1 protein-coding gene, 2 pseudogenes and 1 other annotated feature are annotated in these 3388 nt (G+C 59.7%); of the genes and pseudogenes, 1 reads left to right on the top strand and 2 read right to left on the bottom strand.

Annotated features, from left to right (window positions below; genetic code table 11):
• A pseudogene (locus AWB81_RS46220) lies at nucleotides 1-339 on the top strand (IS4-like element ISCku4 family transposase); the annotation flags it as partial.
• A gap of 689 nt (nucleotides 340-1028) precedes the next feature.
• Here AWB81_RS46220 and AWB81_RS41320 read toward each other — a convergent pair.
• A pseudogene (locus AWB81_RS41320) lies at nucleotides 1029-1768 on the bottom strand (IS3 family transposase); the annotation flags it as partial.
• Nucleotides 1374-1490: a sequence feature (AL1L pseudoknot), on the bottom strand. (Overlaps the previous pseudogene by 117 nt.)
• Before the next feature lie 23 nt (nucleotides 1769-1791).
• On the bottom strand, nucleotides 1792-3015 hold the full coding sequence (locus AWB81_RS41315) for an IS110 family RNA-guided transposase (RefSeq protein ID WP_062644235.1): 1224 nt from the start codon (nucleotides 3013-3015) through the stop codon (nucleotides 1792-1794).
• Nucleotides 3016-3388 lie beyond the last annotated feature (373 nt).

Below are 3388 nucleotides of genomic sequence, written 5' to 3'. Positions count from 1 at the left end.
AACGGCGATCAATACCTTCATCGCGAGTCGCCCGAGTACCGCGACGCCGTCAAGCGCAAGACCCACGCCTATCACGTCTTCATTCAGGCTGGCATCGTCTGCCAGGGACTGCTTCAGTACCTGGCAGCGGTATTCCCTTCACTCGTCTGGAGTTCCTTTGGATCCTGGCTGCGCACCATCCGTCCCGGCATCCCTCCATCGGAGTTGGTTGTCGCCAGTGCACTACGACAATGCCTGCCCGAATTTCTCGTGAATAGCGCCAAAACCAATTTCTTCGCGAAATTCATCGCCGAAAGGCAGGACCCTGACACCTTCGAGATGTTCCGACTGGCCACATAACCCCAAGACTGTGCCGAACTCGGCACTCTTGAGACCTCACTATGGTCAGTTAATCAACCCAGCAAACCACTTCAACTGCCTCCCTTCGCCATGTAGCCGGTTTTCCCGACCTCGGACTACTACGGAGGCTCCGCCAGCCTGCACGTCATCGGGGGCACACTCCCTTGGCATCCGTGCAGACCTTCCCCAGTTCACATGCTGGACTCAACGCATGAGCGAGGTTGCCTGTCGCAGTCTTTATCCTTGCTTGCCGCAAGTCGTCGCGAGCACCACGGTCTAGCTGCGCGCTCCCCGTGATTCCTTGCAGACGGGCTACATATCCAGTCAGCAATCGTGCCGCCGGGCCATACGTGTGACCGGCAACAGCTCGCGTCCTGCCCATAAAGCGGTGTGGGCAGGGGTGATACTTCAACCCTCAGATGCGGTTTAACAGGTTCGTGTTCCTCAACCGTCCCATGCTCAGCCTGGAGGCTCATCTTGGCGTAACCGCTTCGCCGCAAGCCCCGTTTCCCACGGACTACGTCACCTTGCCAGTGTCGGCAAGTCACCGCCGCTTCGGCTCACTTCCTCTCGCAGCAGAGAAAGGGCATGCCCCGGAACTGCAAAGTCGACTTCTCCGGGTACTGCATTCCAGACATGCTCAAGCAGCTTCACCCCCATGCGGGCGGGCTACGCTGGCTGGGCGTACCGTACGTGAAATCCGACACCCAGAGCTGGTTCGGCCGGTCAGCCTTGAACTGACGGTTGACCCGGTCGAGCGGGCGTGGAGCCGATACTTCGGGAATAGTCGTGCGAACTCGCTTTCCACGCCTCACACCGCGCAAACCCTGTTGCTTCATCAGCCGCTCGACGGTACAACGGGCCACCGCAATACTCTCCCGGTTCAACTGCTTCCAGACCTTGTCCGCGCCGTAGACCTGCATGTTGGCCTGCCAGACTCGCTTGATTTCCGGACTCAGAAACTCATCGCGTTTCGCTCGAGCACACCGCCGCGACGGGTCGCGAAGCTGTGCGGCATGACGCCGATAGCCCGACGGGGCAATCCGCAAGACCTTGCAGATCGACTCGACCCCGAAGGTGTCGCGATGCTGATCGATAAAGGCCTTCAGGACTTCAGGCGGCGGTCGAGTTCCGCCTGGGCGAAAAATGCGCTTGCCAGCTTCAGGATCTCATTGGCACGGCGCAGTTCCTTAACCTCTCGCTCCAGTGCCTTGAGGCGCTCACGCTCCGATGTGGTGACGCCCTCACGCTCACCGCTATCAACTTCTTCCCGCTTGACCCATCCCAGCAGCGTCTGGCTCGTACAGCCGATCTTAGGGGCGATGGATTCGATCGCTGCCCACTGTGAGGGATACTCGCCCCGGTGCTCTTGCACCATGCGCACAGCGCGTTCGCGGACTTCGGCAGAAAACTTGTTCGACTTGTTCATAGCTCCATTCTGGTAAGAAGCCGTTATGATGAAGAAGCTGGCTGCACCGGATAGCCGAGATCCGTCAGGCGTTTTAGCAATCGCTTAACGGTGCTTTGCATGTCGTGCCGGGTAAAATAGTCTGCACCGAGGTCTGCATATTCCACGCCATTGCGAAGGATGTGCCACGCCGCGGTGAGCATCGACGCAGCGACTGCGATGATTGCTTTCTTTGAACTGCGCCGCGCCTTGATGCGATTGAACTGGGCAAACAGATAGCTGTTCTTCGTCCGTACTGCGGCCCATGCGGCAGTCACGAGTGCCGTCTTGAGCCATGTGCCGCTCTTGCGGACGCGCGTACTGCGGCGCTTACCGGCGCTCTCGTCATTGCGGGGGCACAGTCCGGCCCACGATATGAGGTGAGCGGAATCTGGAAAGCGTGTCATGTCGACCCCAATCTCGGCGACCAGGACCCGGGCGGTCAGGTCACCGACGCCGGGAATGGTTCTCAGCAGTTGAACGTGCTGGCGGATTGGCGTCAGCGCGAGTCCCACTGCGGCATCCAGATCAGTTAGCGCGTGTTCAAGGGCGTCGATGAGCTGCAAATGGAGCGCGAGCATCGCACGATGATGCGAAGTTACGCGCCCGCGCAATGCCTCTCGTAATTCACTCGTCTTCCTGCGTGCGTGACCTTGCGCAAGTGCCGCAAGCAGCACCGGATCGTCCTCGCCAGAGATAATGGCCTTCAGGATCGCGCGCCCACTACCGCCGAGTACGTCAGCAAGGACACTGGCGAGTTTGAGATTCGCATCCTCGAGTACCTTCTGGATACGCAAACAATGCTGGGCGATCTCGCGCGTCAGCTGTTTGCGTGTGCGTGTCAGATCACGTAACTCCTGGACCGCGGCGGGAGGGACGAAGCTGGAGCGGATCAGCCCGTGTGCGAGCAAGTCTGCGATCCACATCGCGTCATTCACATCGGTTTTACGGCCGGGAACATTCCGGATATGTGCAGCGTTGCCGAGCACGAGTTCGAAGGAGCCCTCGAGAACGTGCCACACTGGCTTCCAGTAGACGCCTGTGGCTTCCATGGCCACGTGAGAACAGCCGTGGACGGCCAACCAGTCCGACAGTGCCAGCAATCCCTTGGTGGTACTGCAAAAGCTCTGCACTTCACGGTGCTCTGGCGCGGACACACAACGAACGCAGGCAACGATGATGTCCTTATGTATGTCCAGCCCGGCACAGCGCGGATAGAGTACCTGCATGCTGCCCTCCTACAAGATAGAGATTGGCAGCGGCGACAACCCTCGTTATCGGATTCTGGTAAGCGTGCTCCGGCGGGGCGACATGCGCCCTCGGGCACAATTCGGGGTGCTCGCAGGGTTGCGGGTCCAACTCTCAAACGGGCTCAGTGCACCAGATAATGGGCCGACCTCGACCACCGCTGCCTCGTCATCGTATTCCTTCCCGGACCCGCCCGCAGCAGTCGTGCGCTTCATACTTCGGGGTCGGGCAAAACCCGATGAATCACTCTCAAGAGTTGGAGCCTCCACCAAATCCCGGAATTGGTAAGGACCTCCCCGATCGCCAGATCGGCGCCGGTTGGTGCGATCATGGCTGTGCTACACAACCTTCAGC

Origin of the sequence: Caballeronia arationis, assembly GCF_001544975.2 — a bacterium.
Taxonomy (GTDB): domain Bacteria; phylum Pseudomonadota; class Gammaproteobacteria; order Burkholderiales; family Burkholderiaceae; genus Caballeronia; species Caballeronia arationis.
This window is presented reverse-complemented; position numbering and strand designations above follow the sequence as displayed.

Bases quoted from the DNA above. Each gene is read 5' to 3' on its own strand.
- AWB81_RS41315 (WP_062644235.1), bottom strand. From the start codon at position 3,015: ATGCAGGTACTCTATCCGCGCTGTGCCGGGCTGGACATACATAAGGAC.